Raw genomic sequence first — 26,042 nt, 5'->3', positions numbered from 1 at the left:
GCTTCAGCCAAGCGTCGACCTTGGTGATTTGCAGAGCCGTTGCAACCAGGCTCCGGCCTTCTCCCCTTGTGGGAGAAGGTGGCCGCGCGAAGCGCGGTCGGATGAGGGGTACTTCCACGCTGCATGCACGTCTTCGTGGACACCCCCCGTCTTACTGCACTGCCGGCAGCGCCACCCAGTCCGGCGTCTCCACCTTCCAGGTGCCGCCGTCGAGCTTCATCACCTTGGTCGCCTGCATCGGAGAATGGGCTTTCGCCTCGCCGAAAACGTAAGGACTGCCGGCGAGCGGATTGCTGATCGGCTTCATTTCGAGCAGGGCCTTGTTCACGCTTTCGCGGGTCACCTCGCCATCGATGCCCTTCAGCACGTCGAGGAACACCTGCGCGGCGAGATAACCGCCCTGGGAGAAGGCGGTCAGCGGCCGGCCGGCCTTCTCCATGTCGGCGATCCATTGCGCATTGGCTGCCGAGCCTTTCTCGGTGAAGGGTTCCCATTCGGTGCCGACATAGATGGGCTGCTTGCTGTCGGCGAGCGCCTTGGCCACCTGCTCGGTATAGCCCGGCGCCAGGAACAGCCAGTTGATGCCCTCTATCTTCTGCGCATCGACCGTCTTGATGAGCTGCACGACCTGCGGCTCGACCTGGTTGGTCAGCACGGCGTCGCAGCCCTCGTCGCGGGCCTTGATCACATAGGGCGTCAGGTCACCCTGGAACGGCAGGGTCAGGTCGAGGAGATGGATCTTCTGGCCGGTGATCTTCTCCCAGTTCTCGATGCCCTTCTTGTAGGCCTCGTGGGTGCCGCCGATGATGATGAAGAAGGCGCAGAGCTTCTGGCTCTTGAGGATGTTGGTGGCGAAATAGGACACCGCGGTGGAGAGCGTATAGGGCCCGACATTCACCGGCGCCACATTTGGCGTAGAGAAACAGGCGGCGTCGACGCCGAGGCCCTGCACGGAGAGCACGTCCTTGCGGCTGTAGGTCTGGGCGTTGACGGCGCAGTCGAGCAGGCTTGCCGAGCCGACCAGCGCCACCACCTCCTTGTTGTCGATCAGGTCGCGCGCGGCCTGGGCCGCGACCGCCGGATCGGCCTTGTCGTCGGCGATGGTGTAGTCGATCTTGCAGCCATTGACGCCGCCGGCGGCGTTGACCGCGTCGAAGGCGGCCTGCGTCGCCTTTGGGACCTCGCTGAAGTCGGCGGGGCCGGTGACGGTCGACACGGCGCCGACCTTGATCGTCCCGTCCGCGCAACTCGGTCCGGCCGCCAGCGCCGCGCCCGATTGGAAGGCAAGTCCGAGGCCGCCCAGGGCCGCGGCAAGAAGCAGATTCTGATAGTTCATCGTCATTCTCCCCTTCATTGTCGTTCAAGCCTGTTCGAGCGCGGACGCCGGGCTCCCGATCCGGCCGGCGTCGATGGCAGCGAATTTTGCCAGCGTCCGCTCGATCACCTCGCGCGGTATGTCGCGCACGATGAAGACCAGCCGCGTGCGCCGGTCGGCCGACGGCCAGGCATCGAGCCGCACCGGCGGATGGAAGACGTGCTGCACGCCGTGCAGCACCAGCGGGCGCTCCGGATCCTCGGCCACATGGACGAGGCCCTTCATCCGCAGCAGGTCCTCGCCTCTCAGCGCGGCGACATAGTCGAGCCATCGCGCGAAGGCCGCCCATTCGACCGGCTCGTCGATGACGAAGCTGCAGGAAGAGATGCCGTGGTGGCGCGCGTGGTCGTGATGGGTGCAGCCCGGCCCGCAACCGTGATGGTCATGCCCGTCGTGATCGGCGGCCCGGGCGCCGGCCGCGTCCAGCCAGGACAGAACCCTGGCATCGCCGGCATCGAAGGCGACGATGTCGAGCACATCGGCGGCGGCGACATCACCGTGGCTGACGATCAGCCGCTCGGCCGTGGGCGCGAGCGCCGCGAGTTTTTGTTCCAGCCGCGCCAGCACGTCGCCGGCAACGAGATCGGTCTTGGTGACGAGCAGCCGGTCGGCGACCGCGACTTGCTTGGCGGCTTCGGGATGCCGCTCCAGGGTCGCCGATCCGTTCACCGCGTCGACGGTGGCCACGACGCCGCCGATCCTGTAGCGGCTCGCAAGCTCCGGCTCGGCCATCAGGGTATGCAGGATGGGCGCGGGATCGGCGAGGCCCGTCGTTTCGACCAGGACCCTGGTGAAGCGTGGCAGCGCGCCGTCGCGGCCGCGCCGGTCGAGCTCAGCAAGCGTGGCCACGAGGTCACCTCGGACGGTGCAGCAGACGCAGCCATTGTCGAGCAGCGCGAACTGCTCCTCGCTGGCTTCGATCAAGAGATGGTCGAGGCCGACCTCGCCGAATTCGTTGACGATGACCACCGCGCCGTCGAGCTCCGGCAGGCGCAGCAGCCGGTTGAGGACCGTGGTCTTGCCGCTGCCGAGGAAGCCGGTGAGGATGGTGACGGGGATGGCGCCCATGACCTCAGTTCCGCTCGTAGACCACGCGGCCTTCGAAGAAGGTGGTCAGCACCTTGACGTCGGCGATCTCGTCGGCCGGGATTTCCAGAACGTTGCGGTCAAGCACGATCAGGTCGGCCGACTTGCCGATCTCGATCGAGCCGACCGTGTCGCCGAGCCCGACCGCGCGCGCCGAATTGATGGTGAAGATCTCGAGTGCGGTGGCGACGTCGATCGCCTGTTCCGGCCAGAGCGCGACGCCGGGAAACTCGCCGCCGGGGTTCCTGCGCGTCACCAGGCCCTCGATGCCGTTCCAGGGGTCGGGATTGGGCATCACCGGCCAGTCGGAGCCGCCCGCGAGCAGCGCGCCGGAGGCGATCAACTCACGGTTCGGCCAGAAACGCTGCGCCCTCTCCTCGCCCATCGTCTGCTTGTGACCTTCGAGGAAGCTCGTCGGATACCAGAGAAAAGGCGAGAGATCGGCCGCGACGCCGAGATCGGCGAAGCGCGGTATGTCGGCGGGCACGATGTAGCTGGCATGTGCGATGTGATGGATAAGTTTGGTCGGGCCGTTGAAGGAGCGCACGACATCGATGGCGTCGAGCGCCTGGGAGACGGCCGCGTCGCCGGCGCAGTGGATCTTCACGGCAAGCCCGAGCTTCTCGCATTTTCCGACCCAGCGAATGAGATCGGGCACGGTGACAATGGTCGAGCCGCGGAAACAACAACCGAGCACCGGGTCGGGCGTATAGGGTTCGTGGAAGGCCGCCGTGCGGGCGCCCGGCACGCCGTCGAGGAAGATCTTCACGAAATCAGGCCGGGCGTGGGCGCCGCGATACTGGTCGCTGAGCGCGATCAGTTCGTCGCCGGCGATGCCGAACATGAAGGACGGCTCGACCGCCGGCATGGCCGAGACCGACCAGGCGGTGAGTTCGCCGCGATCGTCGAGGCCCTTGAGCGCCGCCAGGATCGGCTGCATCGCGGCGGCGTCGAGGAAGGCCGTCACGCCGTAGGAATTGAGGGTGGAGATCGATCTTGCCATGGCGGCGCGGTCCATCTCGGCCGTGTAGTGGCCCGATGTCGCGATTGTGCATTCGATGATGCCTGCGGCCGCCTCGATCATCATGCCGGTCGGCGCGCCGCTCGCCGCGTCGCGACCGATCGAACCCTTTTCGGGATCGGGTGTCGCGGCCGTCACGCCGGCCAGCCGCAGCCCTTCGGAATTGACCCAGCGGTTGTGATAGGTGTCGTCGCGCAGCATGACGGGATGCCCGCCGCTCGCCGCATCGAGCGCGGCAAGCGCCTCGGCCGTGTTGAGCTTCGGCAGTAGGTCGCTGCCCCATTGGCCGCCGATGATCCAGCTGCCCTCAGGCGCCGCGGCCGCCCTTTCGCGAACCTTGTCGATCAGCGTCTCGAAACGGGAGGTCGAAGGAAAACGCAGTTCGAACAGCTCGGCCTGCCCGCCCATCATGAGATGGGCATGGACGTCGACGATCCCCGGCATGACCATCCTGCCGCCGAGATCGATCGTCCTGGTTTCACGCCCGGTCAATTGCTCGACCGTCGAGGCATCGCCGACCGCAACGATGCGGCCGCCCTTGACCGCGACGGCCGACGCCCAGCTGCGGTCGCGGTCCATGCGGTAGAAGCGGCCGTTGGTCAGAACGAGATCGGCGATCGGCATGCCGGAGATCCTCCCTTCATGGGCGGGATTCCAATGGCCTATCGTGCGGCCTCGTGGTCCTCGCCCCGGCCGGAAATGCCCGGCCTATGTTCCCGTCATCGGTTCATTATTTGAACCCGTGTTTTAACTATAGACTGACAACGACCGGCGATCCTGTCAAGTTAATTCACACGCGAAGTAATTTTGTGAACGCGGCGACCTTAATCCTCGAAGTCGCCGAAGACGTCCTGGAGCCGGGTCAGCCGGTCGACCCTGGCGTTGACGTTGTCGCCGAGCTCGACGACGACGTTGCTGATCATCAGGTCGAGCAGCGCCACCATCGTCGCGGCACCGTCCCAAAGGGGGCCGCGCGCGCCAGGCATGATGATCGGGATGTCGGAGACCTCATGCGCCCAGACGCAGGCATCGTCGGAGACGAGGATCACCTTGACGCCCGCGGCGCGCGCCTGTTCGGCAAGCGGCTTGGCCTTGCTCGCGAAACGCCGGACGTCGCACAGGAACAGGCAGCGATCCTTGCCGCTGCCGTCGAGCAGCTCGACATAGGTGCCGTTGAGCCCGTCGACGAACTGCACCTTCGGCCGGGCATAGGAAAGCTGGCTGGCGAAATACTGGGCAACGCCGCGGACATTCTGATAGGCGGCGACAAACACCTCCTCGGCATTGACCAGCACGTCGACTGCCTGCTGCCACTGGCGCGAGACGGTGATCTCGTACATATGCCCGAGATCGTCGATCTGCTGCTGGATCAACTCCGCCAGCAGCCTGCCGTCGCGGACATCCTGCCGCAGCCGGTCGAACTTGCCTTTCACCTGCCAGGCGGTGCGGCTGGCGCCGTGGCGCATCTCGCGCTTCAGCTCCTCGAGCCCGTCATAGCCGAGCCTGCGCAGATAGCGCCCCACCGTCATCTGGCTGACGCCGACGTTTTGGGCGATGGACTTTGCTGTCTCGAACGGAAGCTCGGCCAGGTTCCGCTCGATATAGTTGGCGATCAATATGTCCGACTTGGTCTGGCGCAGGTCGGGAGACCGCAATTTGGACGCTATGCTTCTGGCCCGCATCTCGACCGCTCCCTTGGGCTTCGCGCCGCACATTAAGCCGCGGCCACCGCCTTCCATAACCCGGCGATGGCCGCAAGGCATCATTGCGCGGTCTTGACCGAGGTCCAGGCGCGATCGACCTTGCGGATGTCCTGGCCGAGATCGACGAAGATCTGCAGCCGCTCCATCAACTCGTCGGGCGGATTGATCTCCCTGGAATTCTTGATGTTGTCGGGCGTGAGCGCGCGTGCCGGGGCGTTCGGCGTGCCGTTAGTCTGCTGGGCGATGTTCAGCGCGGCCACCTCCGGACGCGTGTAGAACTGCATGAACTTGATCGCGTTCTCCTTGTTGGGCGCCGTCTTCAGGACGCAGATGTCCTCCTGGTACATTGTGGCGCCCTCTTCGGGGATCACATAGCCGAGCTTCTCGGGCGCGCGGAAAACATCGATCATGGCGCCGACGAAGAAGTGGCCGGCGGCGACGTCGCCCGCTTCGACCATCGGCCGGCTTTCATAGGTGAAGGCGGCGACATAGGGCTTCATCGCTATGATCGTATCGGCCGCCTGCTTCAGGTCCTCCGGGTCTGTCGAGTTGACCGACTTGCCGTTGAGGATGAGCCCGACGCCCAGCACCTCGCGCATGTCGTCGAGCAGATTGAACTTCAGGTTCTTCGCCTTGACGGTCTCGACCAGGTCGCGCCAGCCGGTGATGTCCTTGCCGAGGATGTCCCTGTTGTAGACGATGCCGACCGACCCCCAGGCATAGGGCAGGCAGTATTCGCCCTTCGGATCGGACTGCGCGCGAAGGAAGGAAGGTTCGATGTTCTTGAAGCCCTCATACTGGTTGATGTCGGTCTTCTCCAGGAGGTCGAGCTTGGCCATGATGTCATGCATATGGACCGACGGAAACACGATGTCGTAGCCCGTCGCGCCGGCCTGAACTTTCGCCAGCATCTCCTCGTTCGAGGCGTAGGTGTCGAGCTTGACCTTGGTGCCGGTCTCGGCCTCGAACTTCTTCAGGACCTCCGGATTGATGTATTCGCCCCAATTGTAGATGTTGAGCTCGCCGTCGGCCCTGGCGGTCCCCGCGGCGGCGGCCATTGCGAGAAGTGCTGCTCCCGCGAGCGAGCACCACCGGCGGGCGGCCCGGTCCGGCAGTTTCTGCGGTTTCGTGGTCCAGTCGGATTTCATCCTGTCGTCTCCCTCTGAGGTCTTTCGGTGCCCGGTCGGCCGTTCCCTGGCCGTCGCCGCGGTCTCCCAGCGGCATGAAGCCGGGCATTGACATGAACCCTGGCATGATACCAAAGTAACTTCATTCCACAATGGGTATCAGGATAACAATCCGGACATGGGACGCGAGGAGGGTGGCGGATGCGGCAGAGCATCGTTCGGCTGGAACGGGTGACCAAAGAATTCCCCTTGCCTGAGGGTGGGACGATCGCCGCGCTGAAAGCCATCGACCTCGACGTGGCCCGCAACGAGTTCCTGACTCTGCTCGGCCCTTCCGGCTGCGGCAAGACGACCTTGCTCCATGCCATCTCCGGCTTCGTCGAACTCGACGGCGGGAAGGTCAGCATCGACGGGGAGGACGTCACCCAGAGGCCCCCGCACCGGCGGCCCGTGAACACCGTGTTCCAGAACTACGCGCTGTTTCCGCATATGAGCGTCGGCGACAATGTCGGCTACGCGCTCGACATCGCAGGCACAGCCAGGGACGAGCGCAATCGCCGGGTCGGGGAGGCACTGGAGCGCGTCGGGCTCGCCGGCCTGCAGGGCCGGCAGCCGCGCCAGCTATCGGGCGGGCAGCAGCAGAGGGTCGCGCTGGCGCGCGCCAGTCCGAAGCTGCTTCTGCTCGACGAGCCGCTTTCGGCGCTCGACCGCAATTTGCGCCAGGCCATGCAGATCGAGCTCAAGACCTTGCAGGCCGAACTCGGCATTTCCTTCATCTTCGTCACCCACGATCAGGAAGAGGCGCTGACGATGTCGAACCGGGTGGCCGTCCTCGACAAGGGATCGATCCAGCAGATCGACACGCCTCGTGAGGTCTACAACCACCCCGGCAACAGCTTCGTGGCGCGCTTCGTCGGCGCCAGCAACCTCTTTCCCGGCACGGTTCGGCGGCGGGACGCGGAAGTCGTCGAACTGGCCTCTTCGGAAGGCGACCTCATCCGCGCAGCGACAAAGTCGGGCGGTGGACCGGCGGAAGGCAAAACCGTTACTGCCCTGATCCGCCCCGAGCAGTTTTCGATCAGCGACGCGGCGAACGGCAGGCGTTCCGCGCAACTCGACATCGATGTCGAACAGGTGGTTTTCACCGGCTCGAATTTCGAGATCCACGGCAGAACCAGGCCCGGCAAGAAGGTGCTCGCGATCATCGCCGCCGCTCATCAGGAGGAGATCGCCAGGATCGAAGCGAGCCGCTCCGCACGCCTCGCCTACGACCCCGCCGCGGTCCATCTGATCGACGCGGCGGAGACAGCGTCATGAAGGCTTCCAGCCAGCGCCGGCGGCGCTTCGCTCATCTTGGCCTGCTGCTCGGGCCGGCATCGATCTTCCTTCTCGTCTTCTTCATCTGCCCGCTGGCGATCATGATCGTCTACAGCCTCCTCGCGCCCGGCCTCTATGGCGGCGTCGAATGGGAATTCTATCCGCACAACTACGGGCGCATCCTCGGCTTCGCCGACCCGGAATTCGAGGTGTTCGATCCGGTCTATCTCGCCATCTTCCTGCGTTCCGTGCGCATTGCACTGATCACAGTGCTTGCTGCCTTGCTGGTCTGTTATCCCGCCGCCTTCCAGGTGAGCAGGCTGCCGGCGCGCTGGAAGAATTTCGCTCTGTTCCTGATCACCCTGCCCTTTTTCGCCAGCCTGATCGTGCGCCTCTTCATCTGGGTCCTGATCCTGAAGAAGACCGGCTTCGCCAATATGGTGCTGCAGCAACTGGGGCTGATCTCGGAGCCGCTGGAGCTCATCTACACCGACGGCGCCATCGTTCTCGGCATGGTCTATGTCTTCATTCCCTTCATGTTCCTGCCGGTCTATGCCAGCGTCGAGAAGCTCGACTGGTCGCTCGTGCGCGCCTCGCAGGACCTCGGCGCCAACGCCTTCCAGACCTTCCGTCGGGTGATCCTGCCGCTGACCCTGCCCGGCATCGTCGGAGGCTCCACCATCGTCTTCATTCCGGCTCCGGGGAACTTCGTTGTCCCGGCGGTACTCGGCGGCGCCAAGGTCATCATGCTCGGCAACCTGATCGAGCAGCAGTTCCTGGCCGCCCGCAACTGGCCTTTCGGCGCGGCGCTCGCCATGCTGGTGATGGCCACGGTCCTCGTCATCCTGTTCCTTTATGTGCGCTATGAAGCGCGGCGCGGCGACGACGCGCCGGTGATCCGGTGAGGCTGCCATGAGAGTGTTGCGCCATCTCGGCAATGCCGGCCTGACAGCCTACACGCTGCTCTTCTTCGCCTTCATCTACCTGCCGATCGCACTGATCGTCATCTATTCCTTCAATGCCGATCCGGTGAACATGATGCGCTGGTCGGGCTTCACCTTCGACTGGTACCGGCAGATCTTCGGCCTGCGCAACACCGTGTCGGAGAACGCGCTCTATATCGAATCGACGGAGCAGCTTCTCAACGCGGTCAAGAACAGCCTGATCGTCGCCACCTTCACCACGACGATCGCGACGGCGCTGGGGACCGCGACGGCGCTGGCGCTCTACCGCTTCAATTTCCTGGGGAAACGGTTCTACCGCGTGCTCTTGTTCGCCCCGATGCTGATGCCCGACATCGTGCTCGGCATCGCGCTGCTCATTTTCTTCGTCGGCATCGGCGCCTCGCTTGGCATCGCCACGATCATCGTCGGGCAATGCAGCTTCCTGGTGTCCTATGTCTTCATCGTCGTCTCGGCGCGGCTCGCCGGCATGGACCGGTCGCTGGAGAACGCCTCGGCCGATCTCGGCGCCAATGAATGGACGACCTTCCGGCGGATCATCCTTCCGCAGGCGATGCCCGGCGTCATCGGCGGCGCCCTGCTCGCCTTCATCATCTCGATGGACGACCTCGTCATCACCTATTTCATCGCCGGCGTCGACACGCAGACGCTGCCGATCTTCATTTTCGGCATGCTGCGGCGGGGCATCAAGCCGGAGATCAACGCGATCGCCGTGATGATGCTGCTCTTCTCCTTTGCCGTCGCATCGCTCGGCCTCTATTTCCGTACTCGCCGCGGCTAACCGGAACGCATCTCAATGACTGTCGAACCAAAGACCATCCGTGCCCGCGACCTCGGGCTCGATCTGCCGGGCACCACCGGCCCGCTGAACGCGATAACCGACGTCGCCGGCATCGCAGTCGGCCTCAAAACCATGATCGAAGAGCGGCCGCGGCCCGGCCGCAAGCGCCTGGTACGGACAGGCGTCACGGCGATCATGCCCCATGCGGCCGCTGCCGAACCGAGACCGGTCTGGGCCGGCTTCCATCGCTTCAACGGCAATGGCGAGATGACCGGCAGCCACTGGATCGCCGATGGCGGCTATTTCGTCGGGCCGGTGCTGCTCACCAACACCCACGCCGTCGGCATCGCCCATCACGCCGCGGTCAAATGGATGCTGCGCCGCTATCCGCGGACCTATAGCGGCGAGGATCATCTCTGGCTGATGCCGGTCGTGGCCGAAACCTATGACGGGCTGCTCAACGACATCAATGGGCAGCCGGTGACCGAGGACGACGTCATCGAGGCCCTGGAGGCCGCGGCGGGCGGCCCGGTCGCCGAAGGCAATACCGGCGGCGGCACCGGCATGATCTGCTACGAATTCAAGGGCGGCACCGGCACCGCCTCGCGGCTGGTCGAGGCCGGAGGGCGGCGGCACGCGGTCGGCGTCCTCGTCCAGGCCAATTTCGGCATGCGCGACTGGCTGACCATCTCGGGCGTGCCCGTCGGCCGGCATCTGACCGGCAACCGCCTGCTGCGCGAGGTCGGGGAGCGTGGCTCGATCATCGTCGTCATCGCGACCGACGTCCCGCTGGCGCCGCACCAGTTGCAGCGCCTCGCCCGCCGCGGTGGGCTCGGCATCGGCCGCACCGGAACCGTGGGCGGCAACAGTTCCGGCGACATCTTCCTCGCCTTCTCGACCGCGGGCGAAAGGCCGCTGCCCCACCGTTCTCCGGCCCGCTTCTCGATCGAGATATTGAACGACGACCTGCTCGACCCCGTCTATGAGGCCGCCGTGCAGGCAACCGAAGAAGCGATCATCAATTCTATGGTCGCGGCAAGGACGTTGGGTGGCACCGAGTGGGACCGCGCGACTGTCACTGCGATCGATCATGCAGCGTTGGTCGACGTGCTGGCCCGTTACGGAAGATTGCGAGACTGAGTGTTGCGGCGCGGAGCGTGCCAGCGCGCCTGTCGAGCCGAACGGTAAGGTCCTGGAGGAGGTGAATCGGGAGTGTCGAAAATTTTGTGCGTGAGGCCATGATGATGGAAAGGAGAGAATCATCACATGGCTATCGAGAAAGAACTGCTGGATCAGCTGCTTGCCGGTCGTGATCCGAGGGATTTGTTTGCCAAGGACGGTCTGCTCGACGACCTGAAGAAGGCGCTTTCGGAGCGCATTCTGAACGCCGAGCTCGACGAGCACCTGGCGGACGAAGGTGCCGACGGCAACGCCAATCGCCGCAACGATCATTCGAAGAAGACGGTGCTGACGGGGACGTCACAGATGACGCTGGCGATCCCGCGCGACCGGGCCGGCACCTTTGATCCGAAGCTGGTCGCCAAGTACCAGCGGCGGTTTCCCGACTTCGACGACAAGATCATCTCGATGTATGCGCGCGGCATGACGGTGCGCGAGATCCGCGGCCATCTGGAGGAGCTCTACGGCATCGAGGTCTCGCCGGACCTGATCTCGGCGGTCACCGACGCGGTGCTGGAGGAGGTCGCCGAATGGCAGAACCGGCCGCTGGACGCGGTCTATCCCGTCGTCTTCTTCGATGCCATTCGGGTCAAGATCCGCGACGAGGGCTTCGTGCGCAACAAGGCGGTCTACATCGCGCTCGGCATCCTGCCCGACGGCACCAAGGAGGTCATGGGCATCTGGATCGAACAGACCGAGGGCGCCAAGTTCTGGCTGCGCGTCATGAACGAGTTGAAGAACCGCGGCGTCGGCGACGTCCTGATCGCCGTCGTCGACGGGCTGAAGGGCTTTCCCGAGGCGATCAACGCCGTCTTTCCCCAGACCGTGGTGCAGACCTGCATTGTGCACCTGATCCGCCATTCCCTGGAGTTCGTGTCGTGGAAGGACCGCAAGGCGGTCGTGCCGGCGCTCAGGGCGATCTACCGGGCCATGGACGCCGAGGCCGGCCTGCAGGCCCTGGAGGCGTTCGAGGCCGGTCACTGGGGCCAGCGCTACCCGGCGATCGCCCAGAGCTGGCGGCGCAATTGGCAACAGGTCATTCCGTTCTTTGCTTTCCCTGAGGGCGTGCGCCGCATCATCTACACCACAAACGCCATCGAGGCGCTCAACTCCAAGCTGCGGCGCGCCGTCCGAACCCGGGGCCATTTCCCCAATGACGACGCCGCCATGAAGCTGCTATATCTGGTTCTGAACCACGCGGCCGAGGAATGGAAACGACCGCCGCGCGAGTGGTTCGAGGCCAAGACCCAATTCGCCATTGTCTTCGGCGAACGGTTCGTCGGTCGGTGACGAAAACGGGCCTCGCGCACAGAATTCCTGACAGTCCCGGTGAATCGGCCGATGGTGGCCTATGCGCCCCGGGCTCCCAGCCGGCGCCAAGCCCGTCACTCGTCAGCGACCTCCATTGCCACCGCCATTCCCGCCACCATTGCCTTGGCCACCGCCATTTCCGTTGCCTCCGCCGTTTCCGCCGCCATTCCCGTTGCCTTGACCGCCACCATGCCCGCCGCCATTGCCATGCCCGCCGCCGTTGCCGTTTCCGCCACCGTTGCCGTTACCCCCGCTACTACTGCCTTTTCCGCCACCATTCCCGCCGGTCCCACCGCCACTGCTGCCACCACCGGCACCGGATCCACCGCCCAGACCGCCCGTCGAGCCGCCAGTCGCCGAAGCGCCAAAGCCGCCCGTTTCATTCGCATCGCTGCGACCACGACCGGGGGCGCCGAAATCGCGACCGCTCGGACTGAGCCCGGCACGGCCCACCGCTTTGGTGTTTCCAGGGTTGCCGCGCGTCACTGCAGGAGGTTCCGGCGGTGTCGGAGGTGCGCGGGGCGGTGACGTGGGAGGGGAGACGGGCGGCGCGGGAGGTTCTTCCGGCGCTATGGTAGTCCGCGCATGCTGGACGCCCGACTGTGTCGTCGAGCCCTGGCAGCCTGCAGACCCTCCCCTGAATTGGGGGAGGATTCCCCGGGCGTTCGAAAGGAGCGGAAAGAGGTTCCGGAAGCGTCCCGCATTCGTCAGCCCTGACGCACTGCTCCGCTGCAGGAAACCGCGCCTGTTGAAGGCAACATATTCGCATCTTGTGCGCACCCGGCGGCAATCGCCGTTGCGCGGGCAGATGTTCACCTGACCGCGCAGCAGGACGACATTCGTGGTCCCGCCCTGGACCGTCACGTCGAACGCCGTGCCTCTGACTCCGATGCTGCCGGCCGGAGTGTTGATGGAATATGCACTCGAGCCACTTCTTCCGCTGATAAAGCGGAACGCGCCTTTGGTCACTGAAACCGAGACCGTTCTGGCCGAGCTGTCGCCCGAGAAGACGAACTTGTCCAAGGTGACGCTTGAGTTCGGGCCGAGGACGAGCTTGGTGTCATCGACGAATCTGATCTGTGCCAGGCCGGTCGAGTTCGCGACGAGCCGGTCGTTCCTGAATACCGGGGCCGAGGTGATGAGAATCTTGCTGCCGGATGCTCCGACGGACGAAACCCGCAGCTTCGAGTCGACCGCCACCCCGATCTGCTGCGCCGCTCGCGCTGGTTGCAGGGCAGCCAAGGCAAAGAACAACCCGATTGCTACGGCGCGCTGCATTGTCGAATGCCCAGCCAGCTAAATTGTTCAGGCAAAATGAGGTTAGTACCGGCCATAAAGCTTGTCCATGCGTGCTCCGGCAGCGCCACCGAGAAGATCCTCTCGGCGCGGGCATCTGGACGAAACCGGTTGAAACCTTGATCGCAGCACTTCACGTTAAAGTTGTTTCATATCGGATCGTCGGCAGGCAGACGGAACGGTGCGCATCAATCGAAATGCGTAGCCGGCTCACGGCGTTGGTCCCGATGATCGGTGGCGCTATTTCTCTTGGTGAGGGTGGTGCCTGTTTTCGGCCGAGATCACGCTACGCCGGTAAGCGCGATAGAGCGGCACGAGATGGTCGGGAGCCTGCGCAATGCACCGTTCGAGCGCGACAGCGACGTCGTGATGCCGGCGCTGGGCCAGCGCAGCCACAAGATGCTCGTGGTTCTCCTTGATCATGGCGAACTCCGGAGAATCTGCGTATCTCTCGTCTCCGACGAGCGCATGGATGCCGATGCCGTGCGACTTGCCTTTGAGCACGAGCGCGCCGACCGACAGGAACGCCATGCCTGCGGCCGCAAGTGCCGTGGTTTCCGAGACCAGGATCGGCCAGCCGACCACCTTGGCCTCGGTTTCGATCCGCGCCGCGATGTTCACGGTGTCGCCGACCACGGAATAGTTGAACCGCTCGGCCGAGCCCATATTGCCCACGCAGGCGTCGCCGGTGCTGAGGCCGATCCCGATCCGGACTTTGGGAATGTCGAGGGATCGCCGTCTGAAGCCGAAGGCGTCGTCCCGATCCAGCCGGTCGACGGCTTCGGCCACTCTCAAGGCCGCATGGCAGGCTTTTCGGGCATGATCGTCGACCTGCAGCGGCGCATTCCAGAAGGCCATGATCGAATCGCCGATATATTTGTCTATGGCGCCTTCGTGCCTCTGGACGATCTCGGTCAATGGTGAGAAGAGCTGGTTGAGGAACGAGACGAGATCGCTCGGCGGCAGTTTCTCGGATATGCCGGTGAAGCCACGGATATCTATGAAAAGTACCGTCAGATTGCGGATCTCGCCGCCGAGATTGAGTTGTTCGGGCGCCGCCTCGAGCTTCTTCAGCAGGCTGGGGGCGAGATAATGCTGGAACGCGTCGCGCACGAAACGGCGCTCACGTTCGGCGGTCGCAAAAACAAGCGTGATCGCGAGGATATAGAGCACGCCGCCGGTCAGCATGGCGAACACCGGGTCGATGAGGATCCCGTACCGGTAGAAGGCAATCCAACTGAGGACCGCGAGGAATGCCGCGCAGACCGCCCCGAAGACCGCCGAAACCAACGCACCGCTGAAGGGCAGTATGGCCGCCAGAAGCAAGCAGACGACGACTGTCATCATCAGTTCCGCACCGTCGGCCCAGTCGGGCCTCTGCAAAAATGTCTGGGACAGAATCTGCTCGATGATCTGGCCGTGCAGGGAGACGCCGGGCACCGTTTGTCCGAGTGTGGTCAGACGCAGATCCGACAACCCGACAGCCGACGTCCCGATGAGCACGACATGCCCCTCGATCAACGCTGCCAGGCCCGCCGCATCGCCGCTGAGCAATCGGCTGGCCGAGATGTAGTCGGCAGGGTCGTCGCGCTTGTAGTACATCTGGATTTCGCCGGCTGTCGTGGTCGGCACGACAAGATCGCCGACCTTGATGCTGACCAACCCCGTCTTTCCGCCGCTGATCTCGCCGCTCGCTCCCAATGACCTCAGGATGAAGGTCGAGGCACCCGTCGCGACACGCAGGGCCTCGATCGACAATGCCGGATAGACGGCAGTTCCATCGGTGATCAGCAGGGGCACGCGCCGGATGACGTCGTCTTGCCGATTGCGGCCGAGGCTGATGCTGCCGATGCCGGAGGCAGCCTCCTGCAGCCGCGGCAGGGAGACGATGCTGCCGTTCATGCGCAGAAGCGCCAAGTTGGGATCGTCGCCGGTGATGGCGATGCCTGCGGTCTGGCGAGGACGGACCGAATTGGCCGTTGTCGTCCCAAAAAAACCGACGATGGAGGGAACCTGTGCGAGGCTGCGGACAAGCGCCGCGTCGCTATCCGGCAAGGCGGCCAGCGCGTCGCGCAGGCCCTCGTCCAGATTGTCCCGGTCCTGCAGGATCCGCTTGGCGATCTCAGCGGGGTTGCTCCTGTCAGCCTCGGAAAACACCATGTCGAAGGCGACTGTGGCCGCGCCCAGTTGTGCGAGCCGGTCGACGATCTCGGCGAGTTCCGTGCGCGGCCACGGCCACTGGCCATAAAGGCGCACCGACGCGTCATCGATGTCGACGATCCTCACGGGCAACCGCGGCGGGGCGCGCGGTCTCAGGCGCTGGTAGTTGTCGAAGGTCAGGTCACGTGCGCGCTGAAGAAACTCGGGATCATGGGATCGCAGCAGCACTGCGGCAAAAAGCACGCTGGCCCCGATGAGCGCCACCTGGATCGGCTTGCTCTGAAGGACACGCCTCATGACCCGCCCGATACATGCAATAGGCAATCCCGACGCTACCGCATCGGCCAGAAAATCGGAATCGATTTCCGGATAGCCGATGCGTGGCGCCGAAACCTGGTGCGGTTCGCGTCCCGCGGGTCTGCTGCCAGTCCGGCTCGCTGTTGAGGGAACGGACGACATCGCATTATCGAGCCGCCGGTCGCCGAACTGGTACGCCGCAAAAGCGTCGATCTTGACATTTCTCATATTTGGGATGATTTCTCTGATATGGAAGAATCCGGGCAAGACGACATCACCATCGACCAGCGAATCGCGCAGCGCCTCAAAGGCCTGAGGGCCGAGCGCGGCTGGTCGCTCGACGAACTCGCCAGGCGCTGCGATGTCAGCCGCGCCACTCTCTCCCGACTTGAGAACGCCGAGGTGAGCCCGACGGCGGCCGTGCTTGGCAAGCTCTGCGCCGCCTATGGCCTGACCATGTCCCGACTGATGCGCATGGTCGAGGACGACTTTGCTCCTGTGGTCCGCAGCAATGCGCAACCCGTCTGGACGGATCCGGAAAACGGCTTCCGCCGCCGCTCCATCTCCCCGCCGGCGCGGAATCTCGCGGCCGAAGTACTTGAGTGCAAGCTGCAACCGGATACGCGCATCATATACGACGCTTCCCCGAGCCCGGGCCTGGAGCATCACCTTCTCATGCTCGAAGGCCAGTTGCAGGTCAACGTCGACGGACGGACCCATGATCTCGGCCCCGGTGACTGCTTGCGTTACCAGCTATTCGGTCCGAGCGCCTTCTGCACGCCGGCGCATGCTCCGGCCCGATATCTGCTTTTTATCCTGTGAGGCCCAATGAAGGACGCCGTCTCCATCTCGACCTTTCACGCCGACGACATCGGGGCCCATCTCGGTGAACTCGCCGCGCTGCTCTTTGCCTGCGTCCATGATGGTGCCAGCATCAGCTTCGTGTTGCCCTTCACCCGGCATGAGGGCGAGCTCTTCTGGAGCGGCAAGGTGCTGCCGGCGGTGCGTACTGGACGCCTTACCCTGTTCGTCGCACGCCTTGAGGGCCGGATCGCGGGCTCCGTCCAGCTCGATCACGACACGCCGCCCAACCAGCCGCATCGGGTCGAGGTCCGCAAGTTGCTGGTGCATCCCGATTTCCGCCGCCGCGGCATCGCCCACCTGCTGATGGCGGAGCTGGAGGAGCTGACGCGGCGGATGGGACGGCGGCTGATCACGCTCGACACGCGTACCGGCGACAAGGCCGAACCGCTCTACGCCTCGCTCGGCTACCAGACTGCGGGCGTCATCCCCGGCTATTGCCTCGACCCGATCGACGGCCGGCTCGATTCAACGACGCTGATGTACAAGGCGCTTTGAGGATCGGCCGCTCCCTCGCCGCCGTCTCCCGCGACGCGGAAGCCCGGGCGGGGCCGTCAATATTTCACCACCTTGCGCTCGACTGCGGCTACCAGCAGGAACAGAAGGATCGACAGGGACGAGGACAGGACGATCGCGGCATAGAGCCGGTCGGACTGGTAGTTAAAGGTCGCCTGTATGATCAGCGCGCCGAGCCCCTTGTCCGAGCCGATCCACTCGCCGACGATCGCGCCGATGACCGCCGTGGCCGAGGCGATGCGGAGCGAGGAGAACAGCATCGGCAGCGAACGCGGGAACCGCAGCCGCCAGAACACTTCGGCACGCGTCGCCGAGAGCACCCGGAACAGCTCATGCTCGTTCGAAGTCGCCGAATCCAGGCCACGGATCATGTTGACCAGCGTCGGAAAGAAGGAGATCACGGCCGCGATCACGATCTTCGGCGTCATGCCCAGGCCGAAGATCAGGATGATGATCGGCGACAGCGCCAGGATCGGGATGGTGTTGAAGAACAGCACGACAGGAAAGTAGGCCGCCTGCAGGAAACGGCTGTGCACGAAGGCGATCGCCATCACCATGGCGGCGAGGTTGCCGATCAGGAAGCCGGCGACGGCCTCGATCGCGGTCGGCCAGAGATTGGAAAGAAGCAGCGGCCAGCTTGCCGCGAAGGTCGAGAAGATCGCCGCCGGCGTGGGCACGATATAGGCCGGTACGCCGGCGACCGGCAGGGCGAACTGCCAGGCGATCAGGATCGAGGCCGCCCCGAAGACCGGCAGGAGGCCCTGGGCGAGCGGCGACAAGGCAGCCTGACGGCTCATGAAGCCTCTCCCAGGGCCTGACGCATTTCGGCCATCGCCGCGGCGATCGCCTGGTCGTCGCGGCTGCAACGATTGCCCTCCTGCTTGATCGACCTGAGATCGCCGTCGAAAAGGATGCGGCCGGGATTGGCCGCGAGAACCAGAACCCGCTCGCCAAGATAGACGGCCTCGGCGATGGAGTGGGTCACAAACAGAACGGTCGTGCCGGTGCGCCGCCACAGATTGAGCAGTTCGTCGTTCAGCCGGTCGCGCGTGATCTCGTCGAGCGCGCCGAAGGGCTCGTCCATCAGGAGCAGCCTGGGTTCGCCGAGCAAGGCGCGCGCGATGGCCACGCGCTGGCGCTGTCCACCGGAAAGCTGGTGCGGGTAGCGGTCGCAGAGCGCCGACAGGCCCATCAGTTGGAGAAGCTCCTCGCTGCGGTCGGCGATCTCGCGGGTCAGGCGCCCCTGTCCGATCACGAGCGGCAGGCGGATGTTGTCGCGCACGGTACGCCAGGGCAGGAGCGTCGAGTCCTGGAAGACGAAACCGACGTCACGCCGGCCACGCACCACCTTGGGACTGGTCCCCAGGATCGTGATGTCGCCGGCCAGCGGATCGAGCAGATCGGCAACCACACGCAGGAAGGTCGACTTGCCGCAGCCGGACGGGCCGAGGATCGACAGGAAGGTTCCGGCCCCGACCGTCAGGTCGAGACCGGAGATGACCTTGATGGCCTGGTGCTTGCCGGGATAGCCGACATCCAGACGCCGGGCCTCGATCGCGTTGGCCATCAGGCGCCCGGCGCGTCGAGCTTGGGTCGCTCCGCCGCCGACAGTTCGAGGATCTTCGTCGTATAGACGTCCTCTGCCTTGGGCGCACCGTTCGGATACTGGCCGATCTTGTCGAAGAGCGCGATCTGTTCCCCGATCGACTTAGGGTCGAAAGTGCCCCAGCCGTCGCGGGCGGTGTCGGCGTCGAAGCTGAGCTTCAGCACGAGGTCGATGGTCTTCTGCTCCCATTCGACGGAGAGTTCGGGCCGCGCCGCGACGAGCTTCCTGACCGCCTCCTCAGGGTTGGCATGGGTCCAGCCCCAGCCCTTGCCGACGGCGCCGATGAAGCTGGCCAGCGTCTCCGCATCCTTCTCGATCGCGGTGTCGGTGGCGAAATAGACATCGGCATAGGAGGAGAGACCGAGATCGCGCGTCAGGAGGTCGATGCGGTCGTCGCCGACCACGCTCAGCGCCTGGGTGTTGGTGATCCAGCCCCCGATCGCGTCCACCTCGCCGCGCACCAGCGGCGCCTTGTCGAAGCCGACATTGACGACGGTGATATCGTCGATGTCGATGCCGTTCGTGGCCGCGATGGCGTCGATGACGAAACGCGCGGTCGGCTGGATACCGATGCGCATGCCCTTCAGGTCGGCGACCGTGCGCAGCGGCTTGGCCGGCTTCGAGGTGAGCGCGTAAGGACCGGTGCGGTAGCCGCAGGCGAGGATCTTGACCGGCACACCGCTGGCGCGCGCGCTGAAAAGCTGCGGCGTCTCCGAGAACTGGCCGAGCAAGGCAGCGCCCGACACGACCGGCGGCACGGTCGCCGCATTCGGCCCGCCTGGGCTGAATTCGACCTCCAGTCCCGCCTCCTTGAAGAAACCGTTCTCGAGCGCCATCACGTCGCCGATCTGCCCGTTCGAGACCAGCCAGTCATATTGGATGACCACCTTGCCGGCAGCCTTGGCCTCCTTGCCGAGGATGAGCTGCATCCCGGGAGAGAAAGCCGCCAGCCCGGCAATTCCTGCCTTCATGAACAGCCGGCGATCGATCGAAGATGTGTTCCCGCTCATTATTGTTCTCCTCTGCGATGCGTCGGGGACCGGCTTGCCGCCTACCGGTCGCCCTTCGCGGTTTCTGTTTCAGGGCTTTCCTCGTGATAGTCGCCGGGCCCGCCGTCGAGCCAGGCATAGAGCTCCCACAACGTGTCGTCCGGGTCGGTGAAATAGGCGCAGCGCGCATTCCAGACATAGTCGGCCGGTGCGCCGTAGAAGGGCACGCCCCTGGCGCTCAGTTCCTGGTGGATGCGATCGACGTCTTCCGGCCGGTCGAGTTCGACCGCGACACAGACCTTGTGCGCCCCGCGCGGGGAGCGCCGGTTCGAAACGCCCGCATGGTGATTGATATGATCGAGTTCCCAGGCAGCAAGGGTCACGCCCGAACCGTGGAAGTCGGCGAAGCCTTCGGCACGGCGACGCAGTTCGAAGCCGAGCTTGCCGGCATAGAAATCGACCGTGCGGCCGATGTCTTCGACCAGCAGGCAGACATCGGTGATCTTCCTGATGGGGCCGAGCGTCATGATTGTTCTATCCGGGGCTTGCGGACGGCGGCTTTCGGCCGGTCGCCGAGCGGCAGCGAGACGCCGACACGGTTCGCGGCGCCGATGATGTGGGCGCGCATGGCGGTGCCCGCCGCCGCCGGATCGCCGGCGACGAGCGCTTCGTAGATGCGCACATGTTCGCCCACATTGACCTCCACGAGGTCGTGGAGCGGGTTGGTCAGCCGGGCATAGTGGATCGAGCGGCGGATCTGTTCGCATACGAAGGAGATGAAGGTATGGATGTATGGATTGTCGGTCGCCTGCGCGATCTCCCTATGGAAGGCAAGATCGGCGTCGATGCTGCCCTCCTCCCAGCGCTCTTCGCCGCTCATGCGGTCGAGCGCTGCCTTGATCGCGTCGAGATGCTTCTGCTCGCGTCGCGCAGCGGCGAGCGTCGCCGATTCCACCTCGAGAATGCAGCGCAGTTCGAACAGCCGCTCCATATTGCCGATGTCGGCAAGCGCTTCGCGGTCGATGCGGATCGCCGCCCGTTGCTCCGGCGCCAGCACGAAGGCGCCGACGCCCTGCCTCGCCTCGACGATGCCGTCGGCGCGCAGTTGCGCGATCGCCTCGCGCACCACATTGCGGCTGACGCCGAATTCTTCTGAAAGCTGCTGCTCCGTCGGCAGCCGGGCTCCGGGATTGAGATCGCCGGAGGCGATCTTGCGGTTGAGGAGGGCAGCCACGCGATGCGGCAGGGCCTCCACCGTTCCGATCATGGGCGAGCGTTGTTTCATAGGGCATCCTCCGCCGGCAAAAGGCAGCCGGGATTCATCAGGCCTTGCGGGTCGAGCGCCACCTTGAGGCTGCGCATCAGGCGCTTGTGGACGGGCGCGGCCGTGGCCCAGAAGGCATCGCGCTTGCTGCGGCCGATGCCGTGCTCGGCGCTGATCGAGCCGCCGAACCGGGCGACGAGCGCAAGCAGCACCGTCTCGATCGATTTTCCTGTCGAGCGCGCCTGGGCGTCGTTCAGCCCGACGGGCGGGAGCACGTTGAAATGGACGTTGCCATCGCCGGCATGACCATAGGCCTGCGGCAGCCAGCCCGCAAAACCCTCTGCGATCGTGGCACGGGCCTCGTCGACGAAGGCGGGAACAGAGGAGAGAGGAACGGAGACGTCGGTGCGCACGTGGTAGCCGCGCCGCGCCTGGCCTTCGACCAGCCCTTCCCGGATCGACCACAAAGCGCGCGCCTGGGACTGGCTTTGCGCCAGCACTGCGCCGCTCACGAGGCCATCTCCCACTGCAGAGGCGAGGAAGGTCTCAACCGTCGAGCGGAGGTCAATCGGGCCACTGGCTGATACTTCCATCAGGATGTGGACCGGCGCGGTGACCGGAACGTTGAGTTCGGGATGGATCAGCCGCGCCAGTTCGATGCATTCGGCGCCGATCACCTCGAAGGCCGTCATGAGGTCGGAGCATGCCCGCCGCGCATGCGCGAAAAGCCGCATGGCGTCGGCGAAGGACGCGACCCCGAGATAGGCGGTCTCGACACTGGTCGGGCGCGGAAACAGCTTCACCTCGACGCCGGTGACGATGCCGAGCGTGCCCTCGCTGCCGATGAAGATCTGCTTGAGATCGTAGCCGCGGTTGTCCTTGCGCAGGCCCGAGAAACCATTCCAGACCTCGCCGTCGGGCAGCACGACCTCAAGGCCGAGGATGAGATCGCGCGCCATGCCGTAGCGCAGCACGTTGACCCCACCGGCATTGGTCGCCGCATTGCCGCCGATGCGGCAGCTTCCCTGCGCCCCGAGCGCAAGAGGGAAAAGACAGTCCGCCGCTTCGCTCGCCTCCCTGATCGCCTGCAGCGTGCAACCGGCATCGGCACGCAAGGTGAAGTCGACGGGATCGACCGAGCGGATGCGGTCCATCCGCTCGGTCGAGACGACGACGGCTCGACGGCCCTGACCATCGATCGCACCGGCGACCAGGCCGGTATTGCCGCCTTGTGGGATAATGGCCAAGTGGTGCTCGCGGCAGAGATGGACGACCCGGCTGACATGCTCGACCGAACGCGGCCGCAGCACGGCGGCCGCCATGCCGCGATGATCGCCCGACCAGTCCGTCAGATAGCCGGCCATGCCGGCTTCATCGGCGACGACGGCACCGGAGCCGAGCACTTCGCTGAAGATCGCTGCAACGTCGCGGAGCATGGCCTCTCGCCGAACCGAGTTTCAAACTTTCATCGGAACATACATATCATCCTACAACCGGGCAACAGGATTTCCACAAGGGGGCGTACTCCGTATCTGTCGCTTGGGAACGGTCAGGCAATCCAGGACGTCGCGACCGAATGTGCGAGGTCGGACCATCGACAATCACGAGCCGCCAACTCGTTTCATTGGGCGATTTCATTCTCGGACGAGATCATTGATAATCTCCGTGAGCTACGTGTGGCGGCGCCGTTGCCGACAGGCCCCAGGTAGGCGACAGCGACGGATTGTCGAAAAGGTGCCGATTTGACCGATCGCGGCCTCAGGAAGGGAATGACCAGCTACGGCGACGAGGCTTTCTCGCTATTCCTGCGCAAGGCATTCATCAAGGCCGCCGGCTATTCCGACGACGCGCTCGACCGGCCGATCGTCGGCATCGTCGATACGGCGAGCGACTACAATCCCTGCCACGGCAATGCCGCCGCATTGGTCGAGGCGGCCAGGCGCGGCGTCATGCTGTCCGGCGCCCTGCCCATGGTCTTCCCCACGATCAGCATCCACGAATCCTTCGCGCATCCGACCAGCATGGTGCTGCGCAACCTGATGGCCATCGACACCGAGGAGATGGTGCGGGCGCAGCCGATGGACGCCGTCGTCGTCATCGGCGGCTGCGACAAGACCTTGCCGGCACAGATCATGGGCGCGGTCAGCGCCGGCCTGCCGACCGTTGTCGTCCCCGTCGGACCGATGGTCGTCGGCCACCACAAGGGCGAGATGCTCGGCGCCTGCACCGACTGCCGGCGCCTGTGGGCCGGACACCGGGCCGGGGCGATCGACGAGACCGAGATCGAACTGGTCAACGGCCGGCTCGCGCCCTCGGTCGGCACCTGCATGGTGATGGGGACGGCGAGCACCATGGCCATCGTCACCGAGATACTGGGACTCGCGCTTCCCTTCGCCGCTTCCATTCCCGCGCCCCATGCGGAGCGTGTCCGTTCGGCCGAGGCTTCGGGGCGGATCGCCGCCGCAATCGCCGTCGCCGGCGCGCCCGTGCCCGCGGCGCTCGTCACCCCCGCCGCCCTGCGCAACGCCATGGTGGCGCTGCAGGCGATCGGCGGCTCGACCAACGGCATCATCCATCTCGCCGCGATCGCCGGCCGGGCGGGCCATGCGCTCGACCTTGTCGAATTCGACCGGATCGGCCGGGACGTGCCCGTGCTCGTCGACCTCAAGCCGTCGGGCGAACACTATATGGAGCATTTCCACCATGCCGGCGGCGTGCCCCGGCTGCTCGGGGAACTCGTCGACTTCCTCGACCTGTCGGTTCCGGTGGTCGAAGGCGGAACCTTGGCCGGCCGGGTCATGAAGACTGCCGAGATGCACGAGCAGCAGATCATCCGTCCGATCGACCGGCCGCTGAAGTCGCAAGGCGCCATCGCGGTGCTCTATGGCAATCTCTGCCCGCGCGGCGCGGTCATCAAGCATTCCGCCGCCTCGCCCGCCCTCATGCGGCACACCGGCCGGGCGGTCGTCTTCGAGACGGTCGCAGATATGGCGCAGCGCATCGACGACCCCGATCTCGACGTGACGGCCGACGATGTCCTGGTTCTGCGCAATGCCGGGCCGCGCGGAGCGCCGGGCATGCCGGAGGCGGGCTACATCCCGATCCCGAAGAAACTGGCGGCGCAGGGCGTCAAGGACATGGTCCGCATCTCCGACGCGCGCATGAGCGGCACCGCCTTCGGCACCATCGTGCTGCACGTCTCGCCGGAATCGGCGGTCGGCGGGCCGCTTGCCCTCGTGCGCGACGGCGACCCCGTAAATCTCGATGTCGAGATGCGACGGCTGGAACTGCTGGTCGACGATGCCGAACTTGCGCAGCGCGCCGCGGCCACGCGGCCGACAGTCGAGCGGCCGGCCCGCGGTTATGCGCGGCTCTATCACGATCACGTGCTGCAGGCGGATCAGGGCTGCGACTTCGATTTCCTCGTGGCCAGGCCCGCATCGTCATCCCCGGAAGACGCCGAAGGGTCTGCGTCCGCCATTGATATTTGACGACGGCCGCCGGGCAGTTCGCAGGAACCAACCCTGCAGCCCCCCGTTACCCTCGCCGAGGAAGCCGCCAACGACCTGATCGCGCACGATCAGGGCGGTGGCTTCGGCACAGACGGGAGCCATTCATGGACAGTCACGAGCCCCCTTCCCCCAGCCAGCTGACCGGCGAGAAAGATTTGCGTGACCGCACGGTCGATGGGCTGCGCGCGATCGCCGAGACCATCCACAAGGCCAGCAATGTGCTGGCCACGGCCGAGCCCGGCTCGGTCGCCTCCCTGCTCGGGCAGGCGGCGGATCATCTCCAAGACCTGTCGGCGCGCATTCAAAGCCGCACCGCAGAGGAAACCTCGCTGGATATGCGGCGCGCCCTTGAGGAAAATCCCGCGGCGGTGATCGCGGCCAACGTTCTGGCGAGCTTCGCGCTGGGCGCCGAAGCCTGCGCCTTTTCGCGTGCCCCCGGCACGGCCGAGATTCCGGTCCAGACTGCCCAGACCAGCGCGGGCGGTCTGGGCTATCTGGAAGACCCGATTAGCGAGTAGCGCCTTGCGGGAAGCAGCCGCTTCATATTGCCTGTCGCGTCGGTTTCGGGCCGGGAAAGGGCGATGGGTCGGGCTGCGGGTCCGGCATCGGCGGGATGGGATCGGGCGTCGGGATCGGTCTCGGCCCGGGCGCAGCGGCGCGGATCATTGCGGCTCACCTGTGACGGGATTGTAGTTGATCTCCACCTTGGCCTTGTCGGTGGTGTAATATGTCACCTCATAGTAACCGTCGTCGTTCCAGTCGATCGAGTAGATGTAGCGGAAGTCCGGCCGTTTCTCGACCGTGGTGACGATCTGCGAGAGTTTCAGCGCATTGTCGGGAGGGAACCCGGAGTTATCCTGCGCCGAGGCGGACGCAGGCACGGCAAACAGGCAGAGCGCAGTCGAGGCAGCTTTGTGAAACATGGCGTATCACGGTCCCTGGAAGGCCGCTGTTGGCGGCCCGATTCACTGTCGACCGTTACAACGGGTGTCGGCGACGCGGGTTCCGCGCGACAACCGCTTCCGGCTTGGCGGTCGCGCGAGCCACGGGTATCTTTTCGCCTTCCCACCCTGCCGGAAGGCGTTCAGCCTTCCGGCAAGCTTCTTCACGACGTCAGCATGACCCCGACAAACGACTTCTTTGCCAAAAACGCCGTTTCCGTCGCCGAGGACCTGATCGGCGTGGAACTGTCGGTCGGATCGGCCGGCGGCATCATCGCCGAGACCGAGGCCTACGAGCCCGATGACCCCGCCTCCCATAGCTTCGCCGGCCAGACGCTGCGCAACCGGGTGATGTTCGGGCCGCCCGGACATGCCTATGTCTATCGCTCCTATGGCATCCATTGGTGCCTCAACGTGGTCTGCCTTCCCGGCAGCGCAGTCCTCATCCGGGCGCTCGAGCCGGCATTCGGGATCGAGGACATGAAGGCGCGGCGCGCACGCGGCGAGGCCCGCCTGCTCTGCTCCGGACCGGGTCGGCTTTGCCAGGCGCTCGGCATCGACGGTTCTTTCGACGGGCTGGCGCTCGATCGGCCGCCTTTCCGACTCCGCCTGCCCGACACGAAACCCAAGGTCGCCGTGGGGACGCGTATCGGCATTACCCGCGCGACAGACCGTCCCTGGCGGTTCGGCCTGGCGGCTTCAGCCCATTTGAGCCGGAGGTTCTGATCCGGACGGCAT

At 65.1% G+C, this 26,042-nt stretch carries 24 protein-coding genes and 1 pseudogene; 10 read left to right on the top strand and 15 right to left on the bottom strand.

The annotated features are described in order from the left end of the window. Positions 1-151: 151 nt before the first annotated feature. The 5 genes from JN302_RS14930 to JN302_RS14910 form a co-directional block, all read right to left on the bottom strand. Positions 152-1,336, bottom strand: a complete 1,185-nt coding sequence (locus JN302_RS14930) for an ABC transporter substrate-binding protein (RefSeq protein ID WP_244846355.1) — start codon at positions 1,334-1,336, stop codon at positions 152-154. Between the two features lie 24 nt (positions 1,337-1,360). After that, entirely contained in the window at positions 1,361-2,443 is a 1,083-nt protein-coding gene (locus JN302_RS14925) for a CobW family GTP-binding protein (protein ID WP_202333403.1), read from the bottom strand. A 4-nt stretch (positions 2,444-2,447) separates the two neighbouring features. Beyond that, positions 2,448-4,115, bottom strand: a complete 1,668-nt coding sequence (locus tag JN302_RS14920) for an amidohydrolase (protein WP_446720757.1) — start codon at positions 4,113-4,115, stop codon at positions 2,448-2,450. 191 nt (positions 4,116-4,306) lie between these two features. Next, positions 4,307-5,164 carry a MurR/RpiR family transcriptional regulator gene (locus JN302_RS14915; RefSeq protein WP_202333401.1) on the bottom strand — a complete coding sequence of 286 codons (858 nt, stop codon included), beginning with the start codon at positions 5,162-5,164 and terminating at the stop codon, positions 4,307-4,309. 80 nt (positions 5,165-5,244) lie between these two features. Next, positions 5,245-6,333 carry a polyamine ABC transporter substrate-binding protein gene (locus JN302_RS14910; RefSeq protein ID WP_342215961.1) on the bottom strand — a complete coding sequence of 363 codons (1,089 nt, stop codon included), beginning with the start codon at positions 6,331-6,333 and terminating at the stop codon, positions 5,245-5,247. 180 nt (positions 6,334-6,513) lie between these two features. On the opposite strand from JN302_RS14910, the gene JN302_RS14905 reads away from it, so the two are divergent. The 5 genes from JN302_RS14905 (at position 6,514) to JN302_RS14885 (ending at position 11,841) form a co-directional block, all read left to right on the top strand. Further along, entirely contained in the window at positions 6,514-7,629 is a 1,116-nt protein-coding gene (locus JN302_RS14905; RefSeq protein ID WP_202333400.1) for an ABC transporter ATP-binding protein, read from the top strand. Then, positions 7,626-8,534, top strand: coding sequence for an ABC transporter permease (locus JN302_RS14900; RefSeq protein ID WP_202333399.1), 909 nt, complete (start codon positions 7,626-7,628; stop codon positions 8,532-8,534). Before JN302_RS14905 ends, JN302_RS14900 begins: the two co-directional genes overlap by 4 nt. Positions 8,535-8,541: 7 nt before the next feature. Further along, entirely contained in the window at positions 8,542-9,372 is an 831-nt protein-coding gene (locus JN302_RS14895) for an ABC transporter permease (protein ID WP_202333398.1), read from the top strand. 15 nt (positions 9,373-9,387) lie between these two features. Beyond that, positions 9,388-10,512, top strand: a complete 1,125-nt coding sequence (locus JN302_RS14890; protein ID WP_202333397.1) for a DmpA family aminopeptidase — start codon at positions 9,388-9,390, stop codon at positions 10,510-10,512. A 126-nt stretch (positions 10,513-10,638) separates the two neighbouring features. Beyond that, positions 10,639-11,841: an IS256 family transposase gene (locus JN302_RS14885; protein WP_202333396.1), complete on the top strand. Its 1,203-nt coding sequence runs from the start codon at positions 10,639-10,641 to the stop codon at positions 11,839-11,841. Positions 11,842-11,936: 95 nt separating this feature from the next. Here the strand turns inward: JN302_RS14885 and JN302_RS39135 are convergent, their stop codons facing one another. The 3 genes and pseudogenes from JN302_RS39135 to JN302_RS14875 form a co-directional block, all read right to left on the bottom strand. Further along, entirely contained in the window at positions 11,937-12,245 is a 309-nt protein-coding gene (locus JN302_RS39135) for a hypothetical protein (RefSeq protein WP_244846352.1), read from the bottom strand. 490 nt (positions 12,246-12,735) lie between these two features. Next, a pseudogene (locus JN302_RS39935) lies at positions 12,736-13,140 on the bottom strand (FecR family protein); the annotation flags it as partial. A gap of 258 nt (positions 13,141-13,398) precedes the next feature. Next, positions 13,399-15,615 carry a CHASE2 domain-containing protein gene (locus JN302_RS14875; RefSeq protein WP_202333394.1) on the bottom strand — a complete coding sequence of 739 codons (2,217 nt, stop codon included), beginning with the start codon at positions 15,613-15,615 and terminating at the stop codon, positions 13,399-13,401. Positions 15,616-15,864: 249 nt separating this feature from the next. Here JN302_RS14875 and JN302_RS14870 point away from each other — a divergent pair, with 249 nt between their 5' ends. After that, positions 15,865-16,437, top strand: coding sequence for a helix-turn-helix domain-containing protein (locus JN302_RS14870; RefSeq protein ID WP_202333393.1), 573 nt, complete (start codon positions 15,865-15,867; stop codon positions 16,435-16,437). Positions 16,438-16,443: 6 nt separating this feature from the next. Then, positions 16,444-16,974 (top strand): GNAT family N-acetyltransferase, encoded by a 531-nt coding sequence (locus JN302_RS14865; protein WP_202333392.1) that lies wholly within the window; start codon positions 16,444-16,446, stop codon positions 16,972-16,974. Positions 16,975-17,030: 56 nt separating this feature from the next. Here the strand turns inward: JN302_RS14865 and JN302_RS14860 are convergent, their stop codons facing one another. The 6 genes from JN302_RS14860 to JN302_RS14835 are packed head-to-tail and all read right to left on the bottom strand — an operon-like array spanning position 17,031 to position 22,287. Further along, positions 17,031-17,789 (bottom strand): ABC transporter permease, encoded by a 759-nt coding sequence (locus JN302_RS14860; RefSeq protein ID WP_202333391.1) that lies wholly within the window; start codon positions 17,787-17,789, stop codon positions 17,031-17,033. Then, a complete protein-coding gene (locus JN302_RS14855; protein WP_202333390.1) occupies positions 17,786-18,559 on the bottom strand; it encodes an ABC transporter ATP-binding protein in 774 nt (257 codons plus the stop codon). Before JN302_RS14855 ends, JN302_RS14860 begins: the two co-directional genes overlap by 4 nt. Continuing rightward, complete coding sequence (locus JN302_RS14850; RefSeq protein WP_202333389.1) at positions 18,559-19,608, bottom strand: ABC transporter substrate-binding protein; 1,050 nt, start codon at positions 19,606-19,608, stop codon at positions 18,559-18,561. The genes JN302_RS14855 and JN302_RS14850 overlap by 1 nt, the downstream gene beginning before the upstream one ends. 41 nt (positions 19,609-19,649) lie before the next feature. Continuing rightward, positions 19,650-20,114, bottom strand: coding sequence for a VOC family protein (locus JN302_RS14845; RefSeq protein WP_202333388.1), 465 nt, complete (start codon positions 20,112-20,114; stop codon positions 19,650-19,652). Beyond that, positions 20,111-20,872, bottom strand: coding sequence for a FadR/GntR family transcriptional regulator (locus JN302_RS14840; RefSeq protein WP_202333387.1), 762 nt, complete (start codon positions 20,870-20,872; stop codon positions 20,111-20,113). Before JN302_RS14840 ends, JN302_RS14845 begins: the two co-directional genes overlap by 4 nt. After that, positions 20,869-22,287 (bottom strand): FAD-binding oxidoreductase, encoded by a 1,419-nt coding sequence (locus tag JN302_RS14835; protein ID WP_202333386.1) that lies wholly within the window; start codon positions 22,285-22,287, stop codon positions 20,869-20,871. The genes JN302_RS14840 and JN302_RS14835 overlap by 4 nt, the downstream gene beginning before the upstream one ends. A gap of 333 nt (positions 22,288-22,620) precedes the next feature. On the opposite strand from JN302_RS14835, the gene JN302_RS14830 reads away from it, so the two are divergent. Next, positions 22,621-24,342: a dihydroxy-acid dehydratase gene (locus JN302_RS14830; protein WP_244846346.1), complete on the top strand. Its 1,722-nt coding sequence runs from the start codon at positions 22,621-22,623 to the stop codon at positions 24,340-24,342. A gap of 125 nt (positions 24,343-24,467) precedes the next feature. Further along, positions 24,468-24,881: a hypothetical protein gene (locus JN302_RS14825; protein WP_202333384.1), complete on the top strand. Its 414-nt coding sequence runs from the start codon at positions 24,468-24,470 to the stop codon at positions 24,879-24,881. Positions 24,882-25,025: 144 nt separating this feature from the next. On the opposite strand, the gene JN302_RS14820 is transcribed toward JN302_RS14825, so the two are convergent. Next, positions 25,026-25,286 (bottom strand): PepSY domain-containing protein, encoded by a 261-nt coding sequence (locus JN302_RS14820; protein ID WP_202333383.1) that lies wholly within the window; start codon positions 25,284-25,286, stop codon positions 25,026-25,028. A gap of 195 nt (positions 25,287-25,481) precedes the next feature. Between JN302_RS14820 and JN302_RS14815 the strand changes: the two genes are divergently transcribed. Continuing rightward, on the top strand, positions 25,482-26,030 hold the full coding sequence (locus tag JN302_RS14815; protein ID WP_202333382.1) for a DNA-3-methyladenine glycosylase: 549 nt from the start codon (positions 25,482-25,484) through the stop codon (positions 26,028-26,030). Positions 26,031-26,042 lie beyond the last annotated feature (12 nt).

This window comes from Mesorhizobium sp. L-8-3, from assembly GCF_016756615.1.
GTDB lineage: Bacteria > Pseudomonadota > Alphaproteobacteria > Rhizobiales > Rhizobiaceae.
The sequence above is the reverse complement of the archived record's forward strand: the minus strand, read 5'-3'. Positions and strand labels throughout refer to the sequence as shown.

Excerpts from the sequence above, each read along its gene's own strand:
- JN302_RS14930 (WP_244846355.1), bottom strand. The coding sequence starts at position 1,336 with ATGAACTATCAGAATCTGCTTCTTGCCGCGGCCCTGGGCGGCCTCGGA.
- JN302_RS14925 (WP_202333403.1), bottom strand. The coding sequence starts at position 2,443 with ATGGGCGCCATCCCCGTCACCATCCTCACCGGCTTCCTCGGCAGCGGC.
- JN302_RS14915 (WP_202333401.1), bottom strand. The coding sequence starts at position 5,164 with ATGCGGGCCAGAAGCATAGCGTCCAAATTGCGGTCTCCCGACCTGCGC.
- JN302_RS14910 (WP_342215961.1), bottom strand. The coding sequence starts at position 6,333 with ATGAAATCCGACTGGACCACGAAACCGCAGAAACTGCCGGACCGGGCC.
- JN302_RS14905 (WP_202333400.1), top strand. The coding sequence starts at position 6,514 with ATGCGGCAGAGCATCGTTCGGCTGGAACGGGTGACCAAAGAATTCCCC.
- JN302_RS14900 (WP_202333399.1), top strand. The coding sequence starts at position 7,626 with ATGAAGGCTTCCAGCCAGCGCCGGCGGCGCTTCGCTCATCTTGGCCTG.
- JN302_RS14895 (WP_202333398.1), top strand. The coding sequence starts at position 8,542 with ATGAGAGTGTTGCGCCATCTCGGCAATGCCGGCCTGACAGCCTACACG.
- JN302_RS14890 (WP_202333397.1), top strand. The coding sequence starts at position 9,388 with ATGACTGTCGAACCAAAGACCATCCGTGCCCGCGACCTCGGGCTCGAT.
- JN302_RS14885 (WP_202333396.1), top strand. The coding sequence starts at position 10,639 with ATGGCTATCGAGAAAGAACTGCTGGATCAGCTGCTTGCCGGTCGTGAT.
- JN302_RS39135 (WP_244846352.1), bottom strand. The coding sequence starts at position 12,245 with ATGAAACGGGCGGCTTTGGCGCTTCGGCGACTGGCGGCTCGACGGGCG.
- JN302_RS14875 (WP_202333394.1), bottom strand. The coding sequence starts at position 15,615 with ATGAGGCGTGTCCTTCAGAGCAAGCCGATCCAGGTGGCGCTCATCGGG.
- JN302_RS14870 (WP_202333393.1), top strand. The coding sequence starts at position 15,865 with ATGGAAGAATCCGGGCAAGACGACATCACCATCGACCAGCGAATCGCG.
- JN302_RS14865 (WP_202333392.1), top strand. The coding sequence starts at position 16,444 with ATGAAGGACGCCGTCTCCATCTCGACCTTTCACGCCGACGACATCGGG.
- JN302_RS14860 (WP_202333391.1), bottom strand. The coding sequence starts at position 17,789 with ATGAGCCGTCAGGCTGCCTTGTCGCCGCTCGCCCAGGGCCTCCTGCCG.
- JN302_RS14855 (WP_202333390.1), bottom strand. The coding sequence starts at position 18,559 with ATGGCCAACGCGATCGAGGCCCGGCGTCTGGATGTCGGCTATCCCGGC.
- JN302_RS14850 (WP_202333389.1), bottom strand. The coding sequence starts at position 19,608 with ATGAGCGGGAACACATCTTCGATCGATCGCCGGCTGTTCATGAAGGCA.
- JN302_RS14845 (WP_202333388.1), bottom strand. The coding sequence starts at position 20,114 with ATGACGCTCGGCCCCATCAGGAAGATCACCGATGTCTGCCTGCTGGTC.
- JN302_RS14840 (WP_202333387.1), bottom strand. The coding sequence starts at position 20,872 with ATGAAACAACGCTCGCCCATGATCGGAACGGTGGAGGCCCTGCCGCAT.
- JN302_RS14835 (WP_202333386.1), bottom strand. The coding sequence starts at position 22,287 with ATGCTCCGCGACGTTGCAGCGATCTTCAGCGAAGTGCTCGGCTCCGGT.
- JN302_RS14830 (WP_244846346.1), top strand. The coding sequence starts at position 22,621 with ATGACCAGCTACGGCGACGAGGCTTTCTCGCTATTCCTGCGCAAGGCA.
- JN302_RS14825 (WP_202333384.1), top strand. The coding sequence starts at position 24,468 with ATGGACAGTCACGAGCCCCCTTCCCCCAGCCAGCTGACCGGCGAGAAA.
- JN302_RS14820 (WP_202333383.1), bottom strand. The coding sequence starts at position 25,286 with ATGTTTCACAAAGCTGCCTCGACTGCGCTCTGCCTGTTTGCCGTGCCT.
- JN302_RS14815 (WP_202333382.1), top strand. The coding sequence starts at position 25,482 with ATGACCCCGACAAACGACTTCTTTGCCAAAAACGCCGTTTCCGTCGCC.